At 63.6% G+C, this 19323-nt stretch carries 29 protein-coding genes and 1 tRNA gene; 18 read left to right on the plus strand and 12 right to left on the minus strand.

Annotated elements, in window-relative coordinates; genetic code table 11:
* Window positions 1-169 precede the first annotated feature (169 nt).
* The 12 genes from thrS to HDC96_RS01015 all read left to right on the plus strand — a co-directional run bounded on the left by thrS (window position 170) and on the right by HDC96_RS01015 (window position 10507).
* Window positions 170-2074 carry a threonine--tRNA ligase gene (thrS, locus tag HDC96_RS00960; RefSeq protein ID WP_179458365.1) on the plus strand — a complete coding sequence of 635 codons (1905 nt, stop codon included), beginning with the start codon at window positions 170-172 and terminating at the stop codon, window positions 2072-2074.
* Window positions 2075-2122: 48 nt separating this feature from the next.
* A complete protein-coding gene (gene infC, locus HDC96_RS00965; protein WP_172838068.1) occupies window positions 2123-2662 on the plus strand; it encodes a translation initiation factor IF-3 in 540 nt (179 codons plus the stop codon).
* 435 nt (window positions 2663-3097) lie between these two features.
* Window positions 3098-3295: a 50S ribosomal protein L35 gene (gene rpmI, locus HDC96_RS00970; protein ID WP_017355265.1), complete on the plus strand. Its 198-nt coding sequence runs from the start codon at window positions 3098-3100 to the stop codon at window positions 3293-3295.
* A gap of 10 nt (window positions 3296-3305) precedes the next feature.
* Window positions 3306-3665, plus strand: coding sequence for a 50S ribosomal protein L20 (gene rplT, locus HDC96_RS00975; RefSeq protein ID WP_017355264.1), 360 nt, complete (start codon window positions 3306-3308; stop codon window positions 3663-3665).
* Between the two features lie 195 nt (window positions 3666-3860).
* Complete coding sequence (locus tag HDC96_RS00980) at window positions 3861-4856, plus strand: phenylalanine--tRNA ligase subunit alpha (protein ID WP_070470901.1); 996 nt, start codon at window positions 3861-3863, stop codon at window positions 4854-4856.
* Between the two features lie 93 nt (window positions 4857-4949).
* On the plus strand, window positions 4950-7331 hold the full coding sequence (pheT, locus tag HDC96_RS00985) for a phenylalanine--tRNA ligase subunit beta (RefSeq protein WP_179458366.1): 2382 nt from the start codon (window positions 4950-4952) through the stop codon (window positions 7329-7331).
* A gap of 26 nt (window positions 7332-7357) precedes the next feature.
* Complete coding sequence (locus HDC96_RS00990; protein ID WP_005410432.1) at window positions 7358-7657, plus strand: integration host factor subunit alpha; 300 nt, start codon at window positions 7358-7360, stop codon at window positions 7655-7657.
* Window positions 7638-7994: a MerR family transcriptional regulator gene (locus HDC96_RS00995; protein ID WP_019182707.1), complete on the plus strand. Its 357-nt coding sequence runs from the start codon at window positions 7638-7640 to the stop codon at window positions 7992-7994. Before HDC96_RS00990 ends, HDC96_RS00995 begins: the two co-directional genes overlap by 20 nt.
* Window positions 7995-8061: 67 nt before the next feature.
* Window positions 8062-8138 (plus strand) — tRNA-Pro (locus HDC96_RS01000).
* An 85-nt stretch (window positions 8139-8223) separates the two neighbouring features.
* Window positions 8224-8706 carry a hypothetical protein gene (locus HDC96_RS01005; RefSeq protein WP_179458367.1) on the plus strand — a complete coding sequence of 161 codons (483 nt, stop codon included), beginning with the start codon at window positions 8224-8226 and terminating at the stop codon, window positions 8704-8706.
* A 101-nt stretch (window positions 8707-8807) separates the two neighbouring features.
* Window positions 8808-9419 (plus strand): hypothetical protein, encoded by a 612-nt coding sequence (locus HDC96_RS01010; RefSeq protein ID WP_179458368.1) that lies wholly within the window; start codon window positions 8808-8810, stop codon window positions 9417-9419.
* Entirely contained in the window at window positions 9419-10507 is a 1089-nt protein-coding gene (locus tag HDC96_RS01015; protein ID WP_179458369.1) for an ImmA/IrrE family metallo-endopeptidase, read from the plus strand. The genes HDC96_RS01010 and HDC96_RS01015 overlap by 1 nt, the downstream gene beginning before the upstream one ends.
* A 70-nt stretch (window positions 10508-10577) precedes the next feature.
* Here the strand turns inward: HDC96_RS01015 and HDC96_RS01020 are convergent, their stop codons facing one another.
* Together HDC96_RS01020 and HDC96_RS01025 are read right to left on the minus strand one after the other, a co-directional pair.
* Window positions 10578-11732, minus strand: a complete 1155-nt coding sequence (locus tag HDC96_RS01020) for a tyrosine-type recombinase/integrase (RefSeq protein ID WP_306455607.1) — start codon at window positions 11730-11732, stop codon at window positions 10578-10580.
* On the minus strand, window positions 11681-11878 hold the full coding sequence (locus HDC96_RS01025; RefSeq protein WP_179458371.1) for a helix-turn-helix domain-containing protein: 198 nt from the start codon (window positions 11876-11878) through the stop codon (window positions 11681-11683). The genes HDC96_RS01020 and HDC96_RS01025 overlap by 52 nt, the downstream gene beginning before the upstream one ends.
* Window positions 11879-12011: 133 nt before the next feature.
* On the opposite strand from HDC96_RS01025, the gene HDC96_RS01030 reads away from it, so the two are divergent.
* Window positions 12012-12632, plus strand: a complete 621-nt coding sequence (locus tag HDC96_RS01030; protein ID WP_179458372.1) for a hypothetical protein — start codon at window positions 12012-12014, stop codon at window positions 12630-12632.
* 23 nt (window positions 12633-12655) lie between these two features.
* Here HDC96_RS01030 and HDC96_RS01035 read toward each other — a convergent pair whose 3' ends face one another.
* The 8 genes from HDC96_RS01035 to HDC96_RS01070 are packed head-to-tail and all read right to left on the minus strand — an operon-like array spanning window position 12656 to window position 14857.
* Window positions 12656-12913: a hypothetical protein gene (locus HDC96_RS01035; protein WP_179458373.1), complete on the minus strand. Its 258-nt coding sequence runs from the start codon at window positions 12911-12913 to the stop codon at window positions 12656-12658.
* Entirely contained in the window at window positions 12910-13416 is a 507-nt protein-coding gene (locus HDC96_RS18280) for a hypothetical protein (RefSeq protein ID WP_257018546.1), read from the minus strand. Before HDC96_RS18280 ends, HDC96_RS01035 begins: the two co-directional genes overlap by 4 nt.
* The gene (locus tag HDC96_RS01045; RefSeq protein WP_179458374.1) at window positions 13413-13709 is read right to left on the minus strand and encodes a hypothetical protein; all 297 of its coding nucleotides are present in this window, start codon (window positions 13707-13709) and stop codon (window positions 13413-13415) included. The genes HDC96_RS18280 and HDC96_RS01045 overlap by 4 nt, the downstream gene beginning before the upstream one ends.
* Window positions 13706-13897 carry a hypothetical protein gene (locus tag HDC96_RS01050; protein WP_179458375.1) on the minus strand — a complete coding sequence of 64 codons (192 nt, stop codon included), beginning with the start codon at window positions 13895-13897 and terminating at the stop codon, window positions 13706-13708. Before HDC96_RS01050 ends, HDC96_RS01045 begins: the two co-directional genes overlap by 4 nt.
* Window positions 13894-14166 carry a hypothetical protein gene (locus tag HDC96_RS01055; RefSeq protein WP_159497391.1) on the minus strand — a complete coding sequence of 91 codons (273 nt, stop codon included), beginning with the start codon at window positions 14164-14166 and terminating at the stop codon, window positions 13894-13896. Before HDC96_RS01055 ends, HDC96_RS01050 begins: the two co-directional genes overlap by 4 nt.
* Window positions 14167-14179: 13 nt before the next feature.
* A complete protein-coding gene (locus tag HDC96_RS01060; RefSeq protein ID WP_257018547.1) occupies window positions 14180-14476 on the minus strand; it encodes a hypothetical protein in 297 nt (98 codons plus the stop codon).
* Between the two features lie 4 nt (window positions 14477-14480).
* The gene (locus tag HDC96_RS01065; RefSeq protein WP_179458376.1) at window positions 14481-14630 is read right to left on the minus strand and encodes a hypothetical protein; all 150 of its coding nucleotides are present in this window, start codon (window positions 14628-14630) and stop codon (window positions 14481-14483) included.
* The gene (locus tag HDC96_RS01070; RefSeq protein ID WP_179458377.1) at window positions 14627-14857 is read right to left on the minus strand and encodes a hypothetical protein; all 231 of its coding nucleotides are present in this window, start codon (window positions 14855-14857) and stop codon (window positions 14627-14629) included. The genes HDC96_RS01065 and HDC96_RS01070 overlap by 4 nt, the downstream gene beginning before the upstream one ends.
* A 246-nt stretch (window positions 14858-15103) precedes the next feature.
* On the opposite strand from HDC96_RS01070, the gene HDC96_RS01075 reads away from it, so the two are divergent.
* A complete protein-coding gene (locus HDC96_RS01075; protein WP_257018548.1) occupies window positions 15104-15649 on the plus strand; it encodes a DUF4124 domain-containing protein in 546 nt (181 codons plus the stop codon).
* A gap of 41 nt (window positions 15650-15690) precedes the next feature.
* Here HDC96_RS01075 and HDC96_RS18285 read toward each other — a convergent pair whose 3' ends face one another.
* Together HDC96_RS18285 and HDC96_RS01085 are read right to left on the minus strand one after the other, a co-directional pair.
* On the minus strand, window positions 15691-16017 hold the full coding sequence (locus HDC96_RS18285; protein WP_257018549.1) for a hypothetical protein: 327 nt from the start codon (window positions 16015-16017) through the stop codon (window positions 15691-15693).
* A complete protein-coding gene (locus tag HDC96_RS01085; RefSeq protein WP_257018550.1) occupies window positions 15971-16519 on the minus strand; it encodes a hypothetical protein in 549 nt (182 codons plus the stop codon). Before HDC96_RS01085 ends, HDC96_RS18285 begins: the two co-directional genes overlap by 47 nt.
* Window positions 16520-16972: 453 nt before the next feature.
* On the opposite strand from HDC96_RS01085, the gene HDC96_RS01090 reads away from it, so the two are divergent.
* The 4 genes from HDC96_RS01090 to HDC96_RS01105 all read left to right on the plus strand — a co-directional run bounded on the left by HDC96_RS01090 (window position 16973) and on the right by HDC96_RS01105 (window position 19232).
* Window positions 16973-17224: a hypothetical protein gene (locus HDC96_RS01090; RefSeq protein WP_179458379.1), complete on the plus strand. Its 252-nt coding sequence runs from the start codon at window positions 16973-16975 to the stop codon at window positions 17222-17224.
* A gap of 47 nt (window positions 17225-17271) precedes the next feature.
* Window positions 17272-17751: a hypothetical protein gene (locus HDC96_RS01095; protein ID WP_343202987.1), complete on the plus strand. Its 480-nt coding sequence runs from the start codon at window positions 17272-17274 to the stop codon at window positions 17749-17751.
* Window positions 17752-17800: 49 nt separating this feature from the next.
* On the plus strand, window positions 17801-17974 hold the full coding sequence (locus HDC96_RS01100) for a hypothetical protein (protein ID WP_179458381.1): 174 nt from the start codon (window positions 17801-17803) through the stop codon (window positions 17972-17974).
* A 199-nt stretch (window positions 17975-18173) separates the two neighbouring features.
* Window positions 18174-19232 (plus strand): CHC2 zinc finger domain-containing protein, encoded by a 1059-nt coding sequence (locus tag HDC96_RS01105; protein WP_179458382.1) that lies wholly within the window; start codon window positions 18174-18176, stop codon window positions 19230-19232.
* Window positions 19233-19323: the final 91 nt, after the last annotated feature.

The following is a 19323-nucleotide window of genomic DNA, read 5'->3' on the forward strand; positions in this document are numbered from 1 at the left end:
GTGGCCCGCGCCCTGCGCCGGTCTAGCGTGTGACATGAGCACTACCACCGCCCACCGCTGAACGCCCCCGACGGCCCCTGACGCAGGCGCCTTCGTGGCGCTTTTTTGTTGCCGCCTCGCCCCCGGATTCTCCAGGCCCCCTTGCGGGCCACCAGACCAAAGCACTCTCATGATCGCGATCACGCTTCCCGACGGCAGCCGCCGTGAATTCGAAAACCCCGTCAGTGTCATGGACGTCGCCCAGTCGATCGGTGCCGGCCTGGCCAAGGCCACCATCGCCGGTTCGGTGGATGGCGTGCTGGTCGATGCCAGTGACGTCATCGACCACGATGCCAGCCTGCGCATCATCACCGCCAAGGACGAGGAGGGCGTTGAGATCATCCGCCACTCCGCCGCCCACCTGGTCGGCCACGCGGTCAAGCAGCTGTACCCGGACGTCAAGATGGTGATCGGCCCGGTCATCGCCGAAGGCTTCTACTACGACATCCATTCCGAGCGCCCGTTCACGCCCGACGACATGGCCGCCATCGAAAAGCGCATGGGCGAGCTGATCGCGCAGGACTACGACGTCATCAAGAAGGTCACCCCGCGTGCGGAGGTCATCGAGATCTTCAAGGCGCGTGGCGAAGACTACAAGCTGCGCCTGATCGAAGACATGTCGCCGGAGATCCAGGCGATGGGCATGTACTACCACCAGGAATACGTGGACATGTGCCGCGGCCCGCACGTGCCCAATACGCGCTTCCTGAAGGCCTTCAAGCTGACCCGCATTTCCGGTGCCTACTGGCGCGGTGATGCCAAGAACGAGCAGCTGCAGCGCATCTACGGCACCGCCTGGGCCGACAAGAAGCAGCTCGAGGCCTACATCAAGCGCATCGAAGAAGCCGAAATGCGCGATCACCGCCGCATCGGCAAGCAGCAGGAGCTGTTCCACCTGCAGGAAGAGGCGCCGGGCCTGGTGTTCTGGCACCCCAAGGGCTGGGCGCTGTGGCAGGTGGTCGAGCAGCATATGCGCCGTGTGTATCGCGACAGCGGCTACGGCGAAGTGCGCTGCCCGCAGATCCTGGATGTATCGCTGTGGCAGAAGTCGGGCCACTGGGACAACTACCAGGAAAACATGTTCTTCACCGAATCGGAGAAGCGCACCTACGCGGTCAAGCCGATGAACTGCCCGGGCCATATCCAGGTGTTCAACCAGGGCCTGCACAGCTACCGCGACCTGCCGATCCGCTACGGTGAGTTCGGCTCGTGCCACCGCAACGAGCCGTCCGGCGCGCTGCACGGCATCCTGCGCGTGCGTGGTTTCACCCAGGACGACGGCCACGTGTTCTGCACCGAGTCGCAGATCGAAGCCGAAGTGACGGCCTTCCACCAGCAGGCGCTGGCGGTCTACACGACCTTCGGTTTCGACGAGATCCAGATCAAGATCGCGCTGCGTCCGGAAAAGCGCCTCGGCGATGACGCCACCTGGGACAAGGCCGAAGCCGCGCTGCGTTCGGCGCTGGGCAACTGTGGCGTGGAGTGGCAGGAGCTGCCGGGCGAGGGCGCCTTCTACGGCCCGAAGATCGAGTACCACCTCAAGGACGCCATCGGCCGTACCTGGCAGCTGGGCACCATGCAGGTCGATTTCATGATGCCAGGCCGCCTCGGCGCCGAGTACGTGGACGAAAACAGCCAGAAGAAGCACCCGGTCATGCTGCACCGGGCGATCGTCGGCTCGATGGAGCGTTTCATCGGCATCCTGATCGAGCACCATGCCGGGTCCTTCCCGTCCTGGCTGGCCCCGACCCAGGTAGTGGTGGCCAATATCACCGACGCCCAGGCTGAATACGTCAGCGAAGTGCGGAAAACCCTTGCAGATCAAGGCTTCCGCGTGAACGCCGATTTGCGCAACGAGAAGATCGGATATAAGATTCGCGAGCATACGCTGCAGCGGGTCCCGTACCTGCTGGTGGTTGGCGACCGTGAGAAGGAAAATGGCGCCGTGGCCGTGCGTACGCGCTCTGGCGAAGATCTGGGCAGCATGTCCGTCCAGGCCTTCATCGAGCGGTTGCAGGCAGAACAGTCCGTGTAAGAAAGTCCCGGCCCTGCGGATGCTCCGCGATGGGCCGGTTTGATTCCTCTGGGAGATTGCAATATCAGTACCCCTGACAACAAACAGAACCGCAAGAATCAGGAAATCCGGGTGCCGCGCGTCCGCGTGATCGGCAGCGACGGAGAAATGATTGGTGTGTTGACGCGTGACGAAGCGCTGTCGATGGCCGAAGACGAAGGTCTGGACCTGGTCGAGATTCAGCCGCAGGCTGATCCGCCGGTGTGCAAGATCATGGACTTCGGCAAGTTCAAGTTCGAAGCGCAGAAGAAGGCCAACGAGGCCAAGAAGAAGACCAAGCAGGTCGAGATCAAGGAAGTGAAGTTCCGCCCGGTCACCGATGAAGGTGATTACCAGATCAAGCTGCGCAAGATGCGCGGGTTCCTGGAAGAGGGCGACAAGATCAAGGTCAACATCCGCTTCCGTGGCCGTGAAATGAGCCATCAGGAACTGGGTCGCGAGATGGCCAGCCGGATCGAAGGTGATCTGGGCGAGGACATCGTGATCGAGTCCCGTCCGCGCCTTGAAGGCCGGCAGATGGTGATGATGATCGCGCCGAAGAAGAAGTAACAGGCCGGCCCCAGCCCGAACGGGTGGGGCGTAGAGCCGGGCCATGCCCGGCTGCCGGCGCCGCCGGAGTCGATTGCTTCAGATTCGCGTCAGAAGGCAAGGGCGTCTTTTCAGGCGCCTGTTGCCGTTTGCCGTGGCCGCAGCCTCCTGTGGCCCGCCCGGCGGGCGTTCCACGCCCTGTCGGCACCGGTAAACACCCGCCCAATCAAGCGTTTGCAACTGCCTGGATTCACGGGCATAATGGGCGGCCCCGTTTTGCGGGGGTGCTGTTTTGAACGGTTTCCCGCCCCACAAAGGCACGCTGTTTCAACGGCAAACAGGACCGGCCTGGTTCCCATAGGGGATCCCGGGCTTACAAGCAGGCAAGGGCACGGACGGAAAGTGTGGCAATGCCACCGCCCTGGTCAGTGACAAAACATCATCAAGGACATAGCAATGCCCAAGATCAAGACCAACCGGGCGGCGGCCAAGCGCTTCCGCAAGACCGCGTCCGGCAAGTTCAAGGCTGGCCACGCCAACCGTAGCCACATCCTCACGAAGAAGTCGACCAAGCGGAAGCGCAATCTGCGTCAGACGAACCATGTTCGTGCAGAAGACGCAGGCCGTTTGAACCGTATGCTTCCCTACCTCTGAGGACTGACCCATGGCACGAGTAAAGCGTGGCGTACAGGCGCGTCGCCGCCACAAGAAAATTCTGACCCTGGCGAAGGGTTACTACAACGCTCGCCGCAAGGTCTTCCGCGTTGCCAAGCAGGCCGTGATCAAGGCACAGCAGTACGCCTACATCGGTCGTAAGCAGAAGAAGCGCAACTTCCGTTCGCTGTGGATCACCCGCATCAACGCGGCTGCCCGCATCAACGGCCTGAGCTACAGCCGTTTCATGAACGGCCTGCTCAAGTCCGGCATCACCCTGGACCGTAAGGTTCTGGCTGACATCGCCGTGCACGACGCAGCTGGTTTTGCTGCACTGGCCGAAAAGGCCAAGGGCGCACTGGCGGCATAAGTCCATTCCCCTGCCGTTGCCGTTCACGCGCAACGGCTGTGGGTAAGGCAAATGCATGGGGAAGGGCGCAAGTCCTTCCCCATTCTTTTTTGTGTTGGCGGTGGCCCTCCCGGTGCCATCGATCGACAGCGGTGGCGACGGGGGTCGGCCCGACGCGCATCGCGATGGCATACCGACGCGAGGCTCCGGCTATCCATGAGTGACATCCAATCCCTGACCACGCAGGCGCTGGCCGACGTGGCCGCTGCCCAGAGCCCCGATGCGCTGGAAGCCCTGCGCGTGGCCCTGCTGGGCAAGAACGGCAGCATCACCGCACAGCTCAAGCAGCTCGGTGGCCTGCCGGCCGATGAGCGCAAAGCCGCCGGCGAAGCCATCAATCGTGCCCGTGACGCGCTGACCAGCGCGCTGGGTGATCGCAAGACCGTGCTGGAAGACGCTGCGCTGGACGCGCGCCTGGCCGCTGAAGCGATCGACATCACCCTGCCGGGCCGTCGCGATGAGCGCGGTGGCCTGCACCCGGTGACCCGTACCCTGGAGCGCATCACCGAGATTTTCGGCCGCCTCGGTTACGAGCTCTCCGAAGGTCCGGAAATCGAAGACGACTGGCACAACTTCGAAGCGCTGAACTTCCCGCCGCACCACCCGGCGCGTGCGATGCACGACACCTTCTATTTCGGCGATGGCCGCCTGCTGCGCACGCATACCTCCGGTGTGCAGGTGCGCTACATGGGCGAGCACGCACCGCCGCTGCGCATGATCGCGGCCGGCAAGGTGTACCGCAGCGACAGCGACCAGACCCATTCGCCGATGTTCCACCAGGTCGAAGGCCTGCTGGTCGATGAGCACTCCACGTTCGCCGATCTGAAGGGCACGCTGTCCGAGTTCGTGCGCGCGTTCTTCGAGCGCGATTTCGAGATGCGGTTCCGTCCCAGTTACTTCCCCTTCGTGGAACCCGGCGCGGAAGTGGATATCGCCTGGCAGCAGCCCGACGGCAGCACCCGCTGGCTGGAAGTGCTCGGCTGCGGCATGGTGCACCCGAACGTGCTGCGCAGCGTCGGCATCGATCCGGAGCGCTATACCGGCTTCGCCTTCGGTTTGGGCGTGGAGCGCTTCGCGATGCTGCGTTACGGCGTCAACGACCTGCGCGCGTTCTTCGAAAACGACGTGCGGTTCCTGAAGCAGTTCGCGTAAGCGCGTCAGCGTAGCGCCGGGCCATGCCCGGCTGGACAGGATTCAAGACCATCACGGCCCAGGCGCCTGCGCCGGGCCCACCAGGGTGACACCATGAAATTCTCTGAAAACTGGCTGCGCAGCCACGTCCCGACCACCGTTTCGCGCGATGAACTCAGCGCGGTGCTGACCGCGATCGGTCTGGAAGTGGAAGAGGTCGATGCGCTGGGCGATGGCCTGCAGCATGTCGTCGTAGCCAAGATCATTTCCGCCGAGCGCCATCCCGAAGCCGACCGCCTGCAGATCTGCCAGGTCGATGCGGGGCAGGGCGAGCACCTGCAGATCGTGTGTGGCGCGCCGAACGCGCGGCCGGGCCTGGTTGCCCCGCTGGCGATGGTCGGTGCGCAGATCGGCGACCTCAAGATCAAGCCGGCCAAGCTGCGTGGCGTGGAATCCAACGGCATGCTGTGCTCGGCCAAGGAACTGGGCCTGGACACCGATGCCTCCGGCCTGTTCGAACTGCCGGACGATGCGCCGGTCGGCCAGACCCTGGTCGAATACCTCGGCCTGCCCGACGCCAGCATCGAGATCAAGCTGACCCCGAACCGTGCCGACTGCTTCAGCATCCGCGGCATCGCCTTCGACGTGGCCGCCGCGTGCGCCAGTGAAGTGGTGCCGTTCGACGCCGCCCCGGTGGCTGCCGTGGGCACGCGTGAGCTGGCGATCCGCCTGGATGCCGGTGCCGAAGCGCCGCGCTATGTCGGTCGCGTGATCGAGGGCGTCAACGCCCGCGCCGCGACCCCGCTGTGGATGGCCGAGCGCCTGCGCCGCAGCGGCGTGCGCCCGGTCTCGCTGCTGGTGGATGTCACCCAGTACGTGATGCTCGAGCTGGGCCAGCCTATGCATGCCTTCGATCTGGGCACCCTGCAGGGCAGCATCGGCGTGCGCCGTTCACGCGCCGGTGAAACCCTGAAACTGCTCGATGGCCGCGACGCCGCGCTGGACGACAGCTTCCTGCTCGTCACCGATGCCGACCGCCCGATCGCGCTGGCCGGCCTGATGGGCGGCTTCGACACGCGCGTTACCGACGACACCACGAATGTGTTCCTGGAAGCCGCGCATTTCGCGCCCGCCGCGATCATGGGCCGGGGCCGCAAGCTCGGCCTGCACACGGATGCCGGCCACCGCTTCGAGCGCGGCGTCGACCCGGCGCTGCCGCGAACTGCGGTCGAGTACGCCACCCGCCTGATCCTGGATCTGGCCGGCGGCACCCCGGCGCCGGTCACCGAGGCCGTGCGTGAGGCCGACCTGCCGGCGACCGCCACCATCGCCCTGCGCCGCGCCCGTATCGCGCGCGTGCTGGGCATCCAGATCGCCGATGCCGATGTGGAGCGCATCCTGCGCGCGCTGGGCATGGACGTGGCCGCGTCCGCCGATGGCTGGCAGGTCACCGCGCCGAGCCGCCGCTTCGATATCGCCATCGAAGAAGACCTGATCGAAGAACTGGCCCGCATCCACGGCTACGAGCAGATTCCGACCACGCTGCCGGGCGGCGCCTCGCGCGTGGCGATGCCGACCGAGACCCGCCTGGACGACCTGAGCGTCCGTCGCCAGCTGGTCGCCCGGGACCTGCAGGAAACCATCAACTACGCCTTCGTCGATGCCGCGCTGCTCGCGCAGTGGCAGCTGGACGAGGGCCTGGTCGCGCTGGCCAACCCGCTTTCCGCCGAACTGGCGGTGATGCGCCCGTCGCTGCTGCCGGGCCTGGTCGCGACCCTCGGCCGCAACGCCGCGCGCCAGCTGGGCCGCGTGCGCCTGTTCGAACTGGGCCGCGTGTTCCATCAGCAGGCCGGCGAGGGCCAGCCCGCCCCGCTGGAGACCCAGCGCGTGGCCGCTGCGATCTGTGGCGATGCCGACACCCAGCAATGGGGCTTGCCGACCCGCAAGGTCGACTTCCACGATCTCAAGGGCGACCTGGAATCGCTGGCGGCCGCCAGTGGCGCCGAACTGGAGTTCAAGCCGTCGCAGCGTCCGTATGGCCACCCGGCACGTTCGGCCGAGGTCTACCGTGACGGCGTCAGCCTGGGCTGGATCGGCCAGATCCACCCGCGCCTGGCCAAGGCCATGGATATCGACGTGGACGTGTTCGCCTTCGAGCTGGACCTGGCGCCGCTGGCCACCCGCGCGCTGCCGCGGGCGACCGAGCTGTCGCGGTTCCCGTCGATGCGCCGCGATCTGGCCTTCCTGGTGCCCGAGGCCGCGGCCTGGGCCGACCTGGAAGCCACCCTGCGCCGGGTCGTCGGCCCGCTGCTGCGCGAGGTCACCCTGTTCGACCGGTACGTCGGCCAGGGGGTCGAGCCGGGGTTCAAGAGTCTCGCTATGGGCTTGATTTTGCAGGACAAGTCGCGCACTCTGACGGACCGCGACGTGGATGCGGTGGTGGCCGAGGCGGTCTCTGCCATGGAGCGTGAACATCACGCCCGGATCCGCGGCTGAGCGGGAAGCATGGGGGATAGCAGGCAATGGCATTGACCAAGGCGGAGATGGCCGAGAAGCTGTTCGACGAAGTCGGTCTGAACAAGCGCGAAGCCAAGGAATTTGTCGACGCGTTCTTCGATGTGCTGCGTGAAGCATTGGAACAGGGACGTCAGGTGAAGCTGTCCGGCTTCGGGAATTTCGACCTGCGGCGCAAGAACCAGCGCCCGGGTCGCAACCCCAAGACCGGTGAGGAAATTCCGATTTCCGCCCGTACGGTGGTCACCTTCCGTCCGGGCCAGAAGCTCAAGGAAAGGGTAGAGGCATATGCTGGATCCGGGCAGTAACCGAGAACTTCCGCCGATACCGGCCAAACGCTACTTCACCATCGGTGAAGTCAGCGAGCTGTGCGACGTCAAGCCGCACGTGCTGCGTTACTGGGAAACCGAGTTCCCCAGCCTCGAGCCGGCCAAGCGCCGCGGCAACCGCCGCTACTACCAGCGCCACGACGTGCTGATGGTCCGCCAGATCCGCGGCCTGCTCTACGAGCAGGGTTACACGATCGGCGGCGCGCGCCTGCGCCTGGAAGGTGCCGATGCGCGCGAAGAATCGGCGCTGAGCAACCAGATCATCAAGCAGACGCGGATGGAACTGGAAGAAGTGCTGCAATTGCTGCGCCGCTGAACCATTTTTCACGCAAACCCGTTATACTCGTTGGCCCGCTGAGAGGCGGGGACATTGCCAGCATCATCGGGGCGTAGCGCAGCCTGGTAGCGCATCTGCCTGGGGGGCAGAGGGTCGTCGGTTCAAATCCGGCCGTCCCGACCATTGTTGGTATTAAGATCAAAGGCTTGCACTCAACGGTGCGAGCCTTTTTTCGTTCTACACCCTATTCCCACCCTATTTACACCCTATGACCTATCTATATAGAGGCGTGACAAAGCGCGGGGATGAAGAGCTCGGTGGTGTGCTGCAGCCGCGAGGGCGTGATGCCGCGATTGCGATCATGGCGGACGGTCAGTTCAATGCAGATGGAACTGCGACTGCCGGCACGACAGTTGAGAACGCTGCGCGAGCCCATCAGATTATGGCCGGCCTGTACGGCGGGAGCTGCATGTCGTTCACCAAATCGATCGAGGTTGCGCTTGATTTTGCGACCAACCACTTCTCCGAACCTGGTTACATCTACACCGTTGATGCGTCGGATATTCAGAGCCATGGTATCGATTCCCGGTCCTTTGCTGACCCCCGCCACCCCGCCGAGGAAGAAGTCACACTGATCCAGACGACTGGCGGCCCCATCCCAGCCTCGGTCATAGTGAGTAAGGTCCTAGTTGATCGCGATGGCCGCCCCGATAGAGAAGAGGGGCCGGAGCACGCGCCGTCGTCCCAATAGAGTCGCCCGGGGTGTGGGTTATAGATGTAGTTATAATTTACATGAGTAAATGTAGTTGATACACTGGGGCTGTCATCAATTGCCTCTGCAGGTGTGCGCCAGTGACCGAACCCAAAATCGAGGTCGTGAAGTCAGCTCTCCACCGGATTGAGCCGGCGCTCAGGACGGCCATCACATCGGGCTGGGAGGACTGGCGGGGGTCTAAGCTCAGTCATTGGCGTCGGCGCGGACGCGCCAATTATGTTTGGGAGCAGATGGCCCATTACGCGGCCGTGGCACTGGAGGGCGTTCCTGGCGTGTCGGTGGTCGTCAAGCACGAGTCTTATCACTTCCTTGTGGATGGCACTGTCGCCTTCCGACTTAAAAAGTCCGATGGCGGGGGCCTTACGAGGAACTACCCGACCCAGGAGGCGCTTGCGTTCCATGACCCTCAGCTGCCGCTGACAGGAGTCGCCGCCCAGCAGCGCGTGGAGGTTACGTACTGTCTAAATCCCAATGAGACTGATATTGCTGACATTTTGGTCGTTGGCCGGGCAGGGGGGGCGATCCTGTGGACCTATTCCTTGATAGACAACGATTCGGTAAGCTCGCTGCCCGCCGCCCAGCCTGATGCTCCGCTGCAGCCGATGCCCGCCGTCAAACCCACAGGTTTGGTGCGTTTGAAGGGCCGTAAAACTAACGATGACAAGGCCGGTGAATCCGGTGAGAGCTGATGTCCACCTTCAACAAAGAGATCCTTCGGACCGTGCGCCAAGCTCGGGGCAAGAGCCAGTCGCAGCTGGCCGCTGACGCACGCGTGTCCCAAGCGGCGGTATCGAAACTTGAGGCGGGGCTGATCACCGACCCATCCGACGAGGTCGTGGATAAGCTCGCTGCGGCGGTCGATTTCCCAAAATCTATCTTTTTCGAGTCTGACCGGTCTTTCGGCCTGCCGATTAGCCTTCACGGTAATGCTATGTATCGGCGGAAGGCGAGCACGGGCAACCGCGCATTAGAAAAGCTGGAAGCGGACCTCAATATCCGCCTCATGCATATCCGTCGGTTGCTGGCTGCGGCAGATATCGAAGCGCAGTTGCTTCTGCCGGCACTTGATCCGGATGAGTACGATGGCGACATCGAGCTGATCGCAGAGATGGTGCGCCGAACATGGGGCCTGCCCAACGGCCCGCTGCACAACCTCACTGACCACATCGAGCGCGCGGGCATCGTCGTCATAGAATGTGATATGTCGTCCATTGGCGTTGACGGGCTGACCATCAGAACTCTTGGTGCCCCGCCCTGCATCTTCATCGACAGCAACGCCCCTGGTGATCGTCAGCGCTTTACGCTTGCGCACGAACTTGGTCATCTGGTCATGCATAGCGTGCCTTCTTCAACCATGGAGGAGGAGGCCAATCAGTTCGCAAGCGCGCTGTTGATGCCCCGGCGCGACATACGGCCGTACCTGCTCGATCGGATCACGATTCAGAAGCTCGCGGCACTTAAGCCAATTTGGCGTGTCTCGATGGCCTCGCTGTTGATGCGTTGCCAGTCCATTGGCCTTGTGCAACCAAGCCAAGCCCAATACCTGTGGAGGCAGATGAGCGCGATGGGATATCGTCGCGCTGAGCCGGATAGCATTGCCGTCGCACGTGAGCCAACGAAGGTACTGAAAGAAATCGTCAACCTTCATTTGCAGGAGCTTGGCTACACGGCGGGGGAGCTCGCCAAATCGCTCCATATGCACCCCGAAGAATTGCGCCTGTTGTACGGGGTTGAGGATCAGGAGAAGCCTGTACGAAGGCTCCGATCCGTGAGCTGATGGTTCAGCGCGGTGCATGCCGGAAGGAGCGAGCGAAAGGAGGCGACTTGGTCGCCCCGGCCGATTTCAGCTAACGGCCGAGCGTGAGCGCGGGCGCTACCTCCGTCCACGGCGCGTCGTGCCCGTCCAGGTAGTGGTCTGTCATCGACTTGGAAGCGTGCCCCATCAATGCTTGCACCTCTTCGGTCGTCCAGCCCGCATCGCGGACCAAGGCGCCGCCCAAGCTTCGGATTTCATGGAAGCTTGGCGGGTTTTCGCCAGCGACACCCGCAGCCTCACGTGCATCCTGAAACGCTCGGGTCAGCTGCTCCGGCATGACTTGGGTGTGGTGCACCCGCGCGGAAGCGCGCTTGTCCGAGGGCCGGGCCCGGTCAGGGAGGCGATGAACCACGTACGGGGAAATCACCGAATCGCGTGCCTGTGAGAGCAGAATGCCCAGCTGCTCGCCGACCTTGATCTTCAGCTTCACCAATGACGTGCCCTCGGTTTTCTGAGGCACGACCCACAGGAAGCCGTCCCGCACGTCGGAGAACTTCAGGGACACGATGTCCTCCCGGCGGAGTAACGTGATCAGGGACAAGTCCATCGCAAGCCGTAGCCATGGCTCGGCGTGGTCCCAGATCGTGTCGTAGATCTCTTTGGTCAAGCGGGTGCGTTTTTTCTCGTGTTGGAAGCGGCGGGTGGCCAGCACCGGGTTGGTATCGATCCAACCTTCCTGTACGGCGCAGCCCAGAATCCAGCCCAGCACCAAGCGGAATTGTTGGCGCGCGCGATCGGAGGCGGTGATCGCGCGGATGAACTCCGCGCACTCCTTGACCGTGACCTGTTCGACCGGACGGGTGCCGATGCCAGCTTCAATGCGACGGATCACACTTTCGTACACCTCGGCCGTCTTCGGCGCCCACTTCCGTCCCGGGATATCGTCCCGGCGGAAGACGGCAATCGCGTCGGCGACGGTTTCCTTTGAGCCGATTACCCGATCGACAAGATCGTTCGTGGGCATGAGGAGCGCGTTGAGTTTCTTGGCAGCGGCAAACGCTCGTGTCTTGTCCGTGCCCATCCACGTCTCCCGCTTTGTCACGGGGTGCCGATACTTGAACCCTTCCCGATTGGGGTAGAGGTTCGCCGGCCATCCTTGGCGGCTCTTGCTGCGCGGTCGCGGTGCCATTCGTATCAACCTGCCTTCAGTACGCGCTCGACGAGCAGGTCGCCGTCGGCAAGCCATTCGTGTTCGTCGATGAACCAAGTCCCGCCGACCTTCTTGCCGGGAATCTTTCCGTCGCGCAGCCAGCGCTGCAGCGTGGCAACGCTCGGGCGGCTAGTGTCGTCAAAGTACTTTTGCAGCCATTTATCGGCGGTCAGAAGTTTCATGCCTGGCCTCCCATGCTTGCCGCCGTGGCAGGAACGTTTGTGGCGGCCAAGGCAGATTGCATTGCGTAGGCGCCGCTGTTGGGTTGGATGCAGTTCATGGCAGAATCGGCTCCGACAAGGACAGGACAACCACATGCGAGCCTTTGCCGAGATTTGGTCCATGCGGGATGGCGTCAGCCAGTGTTGGAAGCTCAGCAAGTACTGTACGGTTGACTGGGAAGCTTGGGCGGCCATTGGCACCGTTACAGCGGTTCTCGTTGCGCTGTTTGGCCCGGCGATCCAGCGCCGATTCGTTCGAAAAAAAACGAATGCTCTCTTTGCGCTGAGCTACCGTTCCAGTGTGGTCGCCGCTCTTGGGCGTCTGCGCAATCTTGACGATCGCTTTCCACTGGATCCCGCTGCGCCAGCGGCTTGGCAAGTTCATAGTTCGCTTACGCGCAAGGGTGACGAGCAAGCTAATTTTCTTCAGATTTGCGAGCGTCTTAGCGATCTGTCGGGCCGCGAAGTGGACCTGACAAAGTGGGGTGCAGCAGATTTGGATCTTGCGGCCAAGATATCCGTGGCTATCGAATCGACTGGCCATTTTCAGCTGGGAGCCGATACGCTCAGTCTGTATAGCGAACGCACGGAATGGGTTCTGATGATGACTTCGGTTCACTACGCTCACGTTCGGGCCGTACGCGATGTTCAGGCCGCTTCCGACACGATCCATAAGGCGCTCAGCGCATACAAAGTGACTGCTAGCATGGATTGAGGCAGCCACGCTCTTTGCCCTGTTCATGGGGTACCTCCGGTCGCCGCTCGATTGATCTCTTCCACCTGTGCGCGCAGGCGATGGCACGCAGCACGGAGCGCGATCGACATATCTCGGCGGGCGGCGCGACGGTAAAAGTTCAGGCCTACGAAATGCACCGCGCCGCTATGGTCCCGAAGGAACAGGCGGTAGACGACGATTCCGGAAAGCCCCATCGGGAAACGGCCCCAAGAGAACCCGCCAAGCTTATTCGGCGAGCGCCGCGCTACCGAGCGGCTCATGGGTGGCCTCGTTTGGCAGTCGCCTGCGCCAGCCGTTGGCTACCGGAGGCGACGTTGATCTCGCGACGGGTCATCTCTCGGCGTGTTGGGGTATTGCCCAAGACTTCTACCTTGCCGCCGGCGCGCCGGAACGCGGCAAGCTGATCGGCGATTTCGGCGCGATCCCGGTCCTTGTGCTGGACGGTGGTGCTGTTGTGGCTGCCCGTGGGGGCCGAGCGCATTACGCGGGCCACAGCGGCGCGAGTCGGCTCCACGCGCGCATCAGGGGTGCGCATCAGCCTGTGCATCGCAGTGGTCAGCATCCAGACCCTGTTGCCCTTGGTGATGCTGACCTGCACCTGGCCGGTGTCGCGCATCGCCGCCAGCGAACTGTTGAGCTGCTTCAGCGTGCACGTCAGTGTTCCGGAGGCGAGCAGTTCTTCATCGCTCGCGCCAGCAGGCCGGTCGAGCAGAAGAGCGCGGATGGCGGCGGCACGGCCGAATTGCTGGATCTTGGCGCTCATGCTGGTTCCTTGGCGGTAAGGTCGCGCACGCGCACGCCCTGGCGATCAAGCCAGCGGCGCGCCGACTGCAGCGACTTTTGAGAGAGGGCGAATCGGCCGGTACCGATCTGGAGTTCGCGGCCACGCACGGTCGCTGAGCGGCCCGTGGCGGCCGCCACTTCGGTGGGAGTGGCGCTGTGCGGGCTGGCGTAGATGCCGGCCCACAGCCATCCTGCGCAGACCATCAGCACCAGGGTGGTGCCATGACTGCCCGTGGGGAAGGAATGCTCAACGGGGAGGGCCGACGCCTTCATGCGGGATCCGCCTGCTCAGCGGAGGCGCGATATGACGCAGCCAGCACATCCCACTGCGACGCGAAGCGCCGGAACGTCTCTGCCTGCTCTTCATGGCCGACCATGGACTCGGAATCGGCCTCAACGCGAAGCGGCGCGGCGCATGCCGCCTTGGCCTCGGCAACCTTGAGGTAGTAGGCGCGGGTCATGGGGCCCCCGCGCTGAGGCGCGCCTGTTCGACCAGCGCGGTGGCTTGCGCCATGCCCGACTTGGTCAGCGTGGCCTGCGTCGGAAAACTCGGGTCGTCGTAGTCGATCAATGCGCGCTCGTAGAGCCAGTTGGTGACCCGCCGCGTAAAGACCTTTGCGGGCTGCCTGGTCGAGCAGAAGCCACCACGGGTGCGTTTCAGCGCATGGCCGGCCGCAGCGAAGGCAGTAACGAGCGCGGCGCGCTCCAAGGGTTTGAGTGGTGCAGCCATTGCGTTCTCCAGGTCAGGCGGCGTGCGCTGCCGGCATGCGCGCGAGAACAGCGCCGCGGGCACGGGCAAGGTGGGAGATGGGGATCAGCTGCGATGCCAGATCGGGATCGGTCCAGCGCAGCTCGGCGATCGCGAGAGAGGGGCTGGGTACGGTTGCCTTCTGGCAGAGATGGCACTCGAAGTGCACGAGGGCCGGCACAGGTGCGCCGAGCTGGTGGCCTGTCGGCGCACCAGTGGTCGTCACGATTTGCGGGCGGTGCCTTGGGCGGCACAGCGGAACAGAAGGGGGCGCGGGGCGGGCGGTCTGCATGGCATCACCCGCGAACACTGGAGGTCGCCGCCCAGCGCGCTTGGTTGGCGTCGCGGTCGGCGTGGGCTTGGCTGATCTCCACCAGGCGAAGAGGCACGACGATGGCTGCCACAGCGCCGACGACAGCCCAGGCGATCCGGTACCGGCGGTTCATGCCCGCACCTCGGCTGCCATGTCGCGCGACTCGGCTTCAACGCGGCGGGCGGCAACGCCCATGCGGCGCGATCGGCGCAGCTGGTTACGGCTGTGCTCGCCGGCGCTGCGGGCACGCAGGACGTTGGCGCGGGTGTGGTCGCGGGCAGCCTGCGCCAGCAGGCACGAGGCGGCCTGGAACGGCAGCGGGGCCTTGGGCAGGGAGTCGGCAGCGGTGCGGTAGGACATGGCGCTCTCCGTAGGAAAGGAGGGCGCCGGCGGGCCTATTGCCTGGGGAGAGGCGTCTGCGGCTCAGCAGGGGAAGGCTGGGCCGCAGTGGCGACCCGCCGGTCGCCCATCGGCTGGGGTGCCGACGGTGCGATTTATCGCACAGCTAAATTCAGGAAGCAATAGCTGACAGCTAAATCTCGCCATGTGCCGCCAGTTCGGCCGGTGGATGACCGATAATTGGGCTACAGCCGGGGAGGGTTAGAGATGCTCAAGGAAGTGGCGTTGTCGATCGGATTGGCGGTGGGCCTGCTGATGGCTCAAGGTGCAGCCGCCCAAGTCTTCAAGTGCAAGGGGAGCAACGGGGAGACGGTGTATTCACAGCATCCTTGTGGACCGCAAGCGCAAGAGATGAAGGTTCGCGGGGCGAAGGCGCCAAGCGTCTCCGCTGCCGAGGTCGCCAATCGAGACGCGGTGTATCGCTCGACAGATCTCTCGGACGCCGCTATCGCTGAAAGGAATTGCTTGGCCTCATCCAGGGCTGGCATCTATCCCTCTGCCGAATCGAGGATTGCTGGGTACCAACGGCAGATTGCGGGGCTCAATGCTTCGGCAGAGCGGGTGAACAACAACCTCGCTGGGGCTACATTGGACGCCGGGATTCGTGCGCAGATCTCTGGCCTGCAGCAGTCGATAACTTCTGAACATCAGGTGGCCGACACTGCGATGAATGCTGCTCGACAGCGATGCGCTGATCAGCGTCGGGATCGCGAGGCCGTAATCGGGCAGAAGTACAACTCTCAGACCCCATAGGGTCGGTGGCCGGCGCGCGAAAGTCGCCGCCGGCCACTACGTCACTCGTCGATTGCGACGTTGCGAATGAACCCAGCTTCCTCGATGGATATGCCCTCGACGCAGCACTCGCGTGCGTCCTCCATTTCGCGGTGAAGCTGCATCAGGTCAGCATCTTCCAGGCAATCGACGCCCGGAAGATTGAACGTGGCCTGCTCGATCAAACACCCAAGGTTGTACTGGTCTCTGAGCCACCTGATCCGCCGCAGTATGCAGTCCCGCGTAATCGCATCGATGACCGTGGGTTTAGGGGTCGTGATGACTCTGAGCTTCGGCGCTTGCTTACGCTTTTCGACGCGCTGAGCGATGACCGCTGCTAGCGCTTCCATGGTCCCGGGCTCGGGCAACCTCTTCTTCGTTTCCATTCCTCTCCCTGAGTCGATCGGCCAATGCCTTGCTGAAATCGATCAGGTTGTCGGGTGTGACCGTAACCTCGCCTCGCCGGTACAAGTACTCGTACGCATACGCCAGTGGCGTGCCGTCGAGCTCGTTGTCGAAGTCGTCAATGTCGAGATTTGAGAAGGTCAGCCTCAACAGCCTGAGCGCGGAGGCGATGATCTCAGGGTCTATTCGCAGGGGCTGAGATGCTTGATTGCTCGCGCTCTCGGCGCCGCCCTCATGCGCAACGTCCATCCACCCATGCGACAGGGAGCCCAGGCGTTCGATCTTGCGCGCGACGTCGTCACCCATTTTCTTTCCCCCCAACAGCTGATTGAGGTAGGACGGGGACATGTCGAGGCGGATCGCGACCGCCTTTTGAGTACCCAAGGCGGCCGCCAGTTGATCAACTAGGGTCCGAAGGTTGTGCTGGCGGGTACTGGTTACGTCCATGACGTAAGAGTAGCTAGGGGCTAAAGCCCGGTGTTTCGCTGTCAGCTTGACATGCGGGTTTAGCTCAGGGCTAAATACGTCCACATGGACCTCCTATCCTTCATTTCAGATTCCGAGCGGAAGCGTCGCCTGGCAGTGCTGACTGGCGCATCCGAGGGCTACCTTTGGCAGTGCGCTACCGGCTGGAGGGGTAAGCGCACCAGTCCAGAGCTTGCCCAGAGCATTGAGCGCGCCTCGTTGACCATCGGCGCCGAGGTTGGTGTCGAGGGGGTCTTACGGTGCGACCTTCGACCCGACATCTGGCCTCCCGGGGAGGCTGCATGAGCCTCTCTGCGATCCCGCTCGAGTCTGACCTTTCAAATGGAGAGGTCGGCTGCCTTGTGGACATAGCGCTCATCGAGACCCGTCACCCCGACGGTATGGCGCTGTCTGTTGATCAGTGGGCAGCCCTGCGTGAGCAGCGACAACGTGCAGGGCGACCGCTTCATTGGTGGGAGGTGGCGTCCCATGGGTAGGGAGACTGCACTCCGGCGTGAAGTAAACGGCGACCACACCGCCCACGCCTCGATTGGCATCGAAGGTGCGAAGTGCACTGAAGCGCATGCGGTGGTGGAAAAGGATGATCTCGCTCATGGCCTGCATCTTGGTGCAGCCGATGGGCGCGGCGAAACGATGAAATGCAGCCTGTTTCAGGGTGACGCATGACGTGCCAACGATCTGACCTCTATTGGCGGGATGCGCTGTACAACGCCGTGTCAAAAGCGCCTGGCAATGTCCAGGCAGCTGCGGTCTACCTCAGCGAGCGCCGCGGTAAAGGCATCACCGGCGAGACCCTGCGCAAGAAGCTGCGAGGCCTGGCGGGTGAATCGCTGTCGATGGAAATGGCCGAGATGCTCACCGAGTACCTCCAGCAGTTCGTGGACACGGCCGAGCTGGCAACCGACTGGATCGCCTCACTCGGCGGTCAATTCAACCTGATGGTCGATTTCGTGCCACCGCCGCCCGAGGGCGGCTGGCCCAATGAACTGGAAGCGCTGCAGAAAAAGCTGCTGCAGCTGCATGCAATGACCGGCCGGCTCTCGGGAACGACGCTGGAGGCAGTTGCTGATGGCGATCTGAGCATCAGCGAAGCCAACGGAATGCAGGACCTGACGCGCAGCATCCGAACGCTCTGCTTCCGTCTGGAGCGCAACGCCTGCAGGGCGGCCCAAAAAGCGGTGAGCCGTGAATGACGTGGCTACCTTCCGCGCGCCCCGGGCACGGTACAGGCGACGAGGAAAGATGAGCGCTGCTGCCTGCCGTGCGATGGAGGAGGCTGCCCGTGCGCTGACGGACGCTGTGCCAGCCCTTGTCGGTGACGAAGCGATGGCAGAGCGCGAGCGCCTGCGACGCGAGGACGAACTGAAGGCTACTGCCCAGCGCCAGCTGGACCTGGGGGGTAAGCCGTGGGCGTGAGTTGCTGCCTGCTCAAGGCCCTCGATATCGGCCGTAAGCCGCGTTCAGAATGGAAGGCCTCAATCGAGGCGCTGCCGACGATGTGTCCGCACCCTGGCGTCTGCACGGGCGACGTCGGGTGCCGCGAGCGCATTGCTGACTACATGCGCATGCAGTGGAACATGGCTGCAGCCCGCGCGGCACGCAAGGGCGGGCGGTCATGATTCACAACGGCATCGATGTCGAAGCGATCAAGAACTCCGTGGATCTCGATGAGGTCATCGGAAGGTATGTGAAGCTCCGGCGCACCGGCAGGGAATCCACTGGCCTGTGCCCGTTCCATGAAGAGGGATCCCCTAGCTTCACGGTCAACCCTGCAAAGGGATTCTTCCATTGCTTCGGCTGTGGCGCCCACGGTGATGCCATCGGTTTCATTCAGAAGATCACCGGCCTCGATTTCAAAGAGGCCTGTGCGCAGCTGGGCGGCCACGAGTTCGCGCCGGCCTCTCCGACCGCCCGAAAAGTGGTGGAGCAGCCCTTGGAGGTGAACTGGGTGCCGTTGCTTCCGGTCCCTGAGGCCGTGCCGCCGCTGATAGCCGGCGGGGAATGGACTGTGCCGATCTGGAACCCGAAGAACGGGAAGCTCCGCCGGATGAAGCCGACGCGGGTGGACGCCTACCGCGACGCCGAGGGGCGTCTGCTGGGGTACGTCCTGCGCTGCGAGTTCGTCGAGCAGTCCTCGCAGAAGCTCAAGAAGTGGACGCCGCAGGTAACGTGGTGCGTCGGTCCTGACGGCCAGCAGCAGTGGTGCCTGGTCAAGTTCCCAACACCGCGCCCTCTGTGCGGTCTGGACGCGCTTGCGGCCAAGCCGGATGCGCCGGTACTGATCCCTGAAGGCGAAAAATGCCGCGCGGCTGGCGCTGGCGCGTGGGCGGGGTACGCGGCACTGACCTGGGCTGGTGGCGGCAATGCCGTCGGCAAGTCCGACTGGTCGCCAGTGGCAGGACGTGATGTCGTGCTTTGGCCCGATGCGGACCCTGCGGGCCGCAAGGCAATGCTGGGCTGGCACAACGACGCGGGGAACTATGTCCCGGGCGTAGCGCAGCTCTGCGCACGCGCTGGGGCGAAGTCGATCCGGATGATCGACGTAAGCGGGCAGCCCGCCGGCTGGGATATCGCCGACGCACTAGAGCTGGACAAGTGGACGCCGCGGCAGCTCGCAGCTTGGGCGGCCAATCGCGTCGTCGAACTGAATGTGGTGGCACCCGATGTCACGTAACGGCCGCCTGTTGGAGCGCATCAAGTACTCGGACCGGGAGCTGGCACGGCTGTATCGCCTCGCTGCCAAAGCGGCCATCGAGAACCCTTAC

The organism is Stenotrophomonas sp. JAI102 (genome assembly GCF_013409105.1).
Lineage (GTDB): Bacteria > Pseudomonadota > Gammaproteobacteria > Xanthomonadales > Xanthomonadaceae > Stenotrophomonas > Stenotrophomonas maltophilia_AA.

Excerpts from the sequence above, each read along its gene's own strand:
- HDC96_RS00980 (WP_070470901.1), top strand. The coding sequence starts at position 3,861 with ATGAGTGACATCCAATCCCTGACCACGCAGGCGCTGGCCGACGTGGCC.
- HDC96_RS01035 (WP_179458373.1), bottom strand. The coding sequence starts at position 12,913 with ATGAGCCGCTCGGTAGCGCGGCGCTCGCCGAATAAGCTTGGCGGGTTC.
- HDC96_RS01030 (WP_179458372.1), top strand. The coding sequence starts at position 12,012 with ATGCGAGCCTTTGCCGAGATTTGGTCCATGCGGGATGGCGTCAGCCAG.
- HDC96_RS01070 (WP_179458377.1), bottom strand. The coding sequence starts at position 14,857 with ATGTCCTACCGCACCGCTGCCGACTCCCTGCCCAAGGCCCCGCTGCCG.
- pheT (WP_179458366.1), top strand. The coding sequence starts at position 4,950 with ATGAAATTCTCTGAAAACTGGCTGCGCAGCCACGTCCCGACCACCGTT.
- HDC96_RS01005 (WP_179458367.1), top strand. The coding sequence starts at position 8,224 with ATGACCTATCTATATAGAGGCGTGACAAAGCGCGGGGATGAAGAGCTC.
- HDC96_RS01085 (WP_257018550.1), bottom strand. The coding sequence starts at position 16,519 with ATGGACGTAACCAGTACCCGCCAGCACAACCTTCGGACCCTAGTTGAT.
- HDC96_RS00995 (WP_019182707.1), top strand. The coding sequence starts at position 7,638 with ATGCTGGATCCGGGCAGTAACCGAGAACTTCCGCCGATACCGGCCAAA.
- rplT (WP_017355264.1), top strand. The coding sequence starts at position 3,306 with ATGGCACGAGTAAAGCGTGGCGTACAGGCGCGTCGCCGCCACAAGAAA.
- HDC96_RS01050 (WP_179458375.1), bottom strand. The coding sequence starts at position 13,897 with ATGACCCGCGCCTACTACCTCAAGGTTGCCGAGGCCAAGGCGGCATGC.
- HDC96_RS01100 (WP_179458381.1), top strand. The coding sequence starts at position 17,801 with ATGAGCGCTGCTGCCTGCCGTGCGATGGAGGAGGCTGCCCGTGCGCTG.
- HDC96_RS01060 (WP_257018547.1), bottom strand. The coding sequence starts at position 14,476 with ATGCAGACCGCCCGCCCCGCGCCCCCTTCTGTTCCGCTGTGCCGCCCA.
- rpmI (WP_017355265.1), top strand. The coding sequence starts at position 3,098 with ATGCCCAAGATCAAGACCAACCGGGCGGCGGCCAAGCGCTTCCGCAAG.
- thrS (WP_179458365.1), top strand. The coding sequence starts at position 170 with ATGATCGCGATCACGCTTCCCGACGGCAGCCGCCGTGAATTCGAAAAC.
- HDC96_RS18280 (WP_257018546.1), bottom strand. The coding sequence starts at position 13,416 with ATGAGCGCCAAGATCCAGCAATTCGGCCGTGCCGCCGCCATCCGCGCT.
- HDC96_RS01055 (WP_159497391.1), bottom strand. The coding sequence starts at position 14,166 with ATGGCTGCACCACTCAAACCCTTGGAGCGCGCCGCGCTCGTTACTGCC.
- HDC96_RS01045 (WP_179458374.1), bottom strand. The coding sequence starts at position 13,709 with ATGAAGGCGTCGGCCCTCCCCGTTGAGCATTCCTTCCCCACGGGCAGT.
- HDC96_RS01015 (WP_179458369.1), top strand. The coding sequence starts at position 9,419 with ATGTCCACCTTCAACAAAGAGATCCTTCGGACCGTGCGCCAAGCTCGG.
- HDC96_RS00990 (WP_005410432.1), top strand. The coding sequence starts at position 7,358 with ATGGCATTGACCAAGGCGGAGATGGCCGAGAAGCTGTTCGACGAAGTC.
- HDC96_RS01075 (WP_257018548.1), top strand. The coding sequence starts at position 15,104 with ATGCTCAAGGAAGTGGCGTTGTCGATCGGATTGGCGGTGGGCCTGCTG.
- HDC96_RS18285 (WP_257018549.1), bottom strand. The coding sequence starts at position 16,017 with ATGGAAGCGCTAGCAGCGGTCATCGCTCAGCGCGTCGAAAAGCGTAAG.
- HDC96_RS01105 (WP_179458382.1), top strand. The coding sequence starts at position 18,174 with ATGATTCACAACGGCATCGATGTCGAAGCGATCAAGAACTCCGTGGAT.
- HDC96_RS01025 (WP_179458371.1), bottom strand. The coding sequence starts at position 11,878 with ATGAAACTTCTGACCGCCGATAAATGGCTGCAAAAGTACTTTGACGAC.
- HDC96_RS01065 (WP_179458376.1), bottom strand. The coding sequence starts at position 14,630 with ATGAACCGCCGGTACCGGATCGCCTGGGCTGTCGTCGGCGCTGTGGCA.
- HDC96_RS01020 (WP_306455607.1), bottom strand. The coding sequence starts at position 11,732 with ATGGCTTGCCGACGGCGACCTGCTCGTCGAGCGCGTACTGAAGGCAGG.